Here is a 1,649-nt window from a genome sequence, read left to right as displayed (position 1 = left end):
TACATCCATTAGCATCTACAACGGTTAACATATAGCTTCCTGCTTTTACCCCTTGTAATGACACTGTATTCGTACCTGTACTCCATAAATATGTATATGGTGCTGTACCTCCTTTTACTATACTCTCTATTGTCCAATCATTTCCTGTTCCGCATAAAACATAATCTGATTCTAAAAACAACTCTAATAATTCTGGTTCTGTTAATGTATACCTACTACTTGATACTTTATTATTATTAGCGTCAATTATCTTAACATAATAAACCCCATTTTCTAAAGAGGCTAATTCAGATTCATCTCCTAATAATACTGTACTGCCTTCTTTATACCATTCATATTTATAAGGTAACACTCCTCCTATAGGTTTAGCTTGTAAAACTCCATCATTAGAACCTTGACAACTTATGATTGATTTCTCTTCTATAGAAACCTCTAATTCATCTGGCTGTTCTACTTCATATACAAAACTTAATGAACAGTCTTTACTATCTCTTATTATTAAACTATATGTTCCAGCAATTAACCCTGATATAGTATTACTCGTTTCTGAAAGGATTTTCCCTGTAGAATCTGTCCATTGATATGTATAAGGCAAAGTACCTCCTTTAAATTCAGTTTCAATACTACCATTAGACAATCCGTAACCCTTAGCATCATTTACTAAATCACTAACTAACTCTAATATTGCAGGCTGCATAATTTCTATTTCAAAATCTATAGTTCCTGTCGTACTATTTATTGCAAAACAATTATTTGAATCCTTTAACTGTATTGTATATTTTCCTTCTGATAAATTTTCAATTTTGGTAGTGCTTCCTAGTACAGAAATCCAATTATTAAAACCTAGTTTATTTCGATATCGGAACTCATACTCTCCACTTCCTCCTTCAATTTCTATATTTACACTTCCATTGTTTGCTTCATAACAACTTAAATGAGTTTCATTTATTTGTAATCTTATTTCTTCAGGTTGATTTACATTGAAAATAGCACTTTGTTCTTCAATTCCTTCTGCGTTACTCACTATCACATAATAATCTCCTGCTGGAACTCCTACTAGTTTCTTTTCAGTCCCTACAGCATCTTTAGTATTTGCATCGTACCATACATAATTATTTCCTCCAATACCTCCTACAGCTATTACATCTAGTATTGCATTAGATGCATTATAACATGTGATTTCCTGTAGTTGAGTTACTGAAACTAATAGTTCTCCTGGGTTTGCTAAATTGTATGTTTCTTTAATTATACAATTCTTATTATCAGTTATTTCAATAGTATAAACTCCTTCAGTTAACCCTTCTATTTTACTTTGAATAGAGTTACTATTTGTTTCTTTTTTAATACTCTCACCTAACTCATTTTTCCAATGATACTCATAAGGAGGGTACCCTCCTGTAATTATAACTTCCATACTACCATCATTAGTAGTATCGTTTGACGGCCTAACCAATTTAACTTTGGTAATACCATATAAAATAGGCTGAGTTATTTTAACTGATTTTGAAGTTTCACATCCATTCTCATCCCTTACTGTCACTTCATAATCTCCTAAACTTAAACCTGTAAGTGCTTGAGTTGATGCACTACTGTGTTTCCAACTATAACTATAAGGTTCAACTCCTCCAATAACTGTTAATACTATTGAA

At 31.7% G+C, this 1,649-nt stretch carries 1 protein-coding gene; it reads right to left on the bottom strand.

The genetic code is table 11. The features are described 5' to 3' along the window. Positions 1–1,649: SprB repeat-containing protein (locus H3Z83_RS12805; RefSeq protein WP_182125893.1), on the bottom strand; the 1,649-nt coding region annotated here is incomplete at both ends.

Source organism: Tenacibaculum pelagium (genome assembly GCF_014062345.1).
Taxonomy (GTDB): domain Bacteria; phylum Bacteroidota; class Bacteroidia; order Flavobacteriales; family Flavobacteriaceae; genus Polaribacter; species Polaribacter pelagius.
This window is presented reverse-complemented; position numbering and strand designations above follow the sequence as displayed.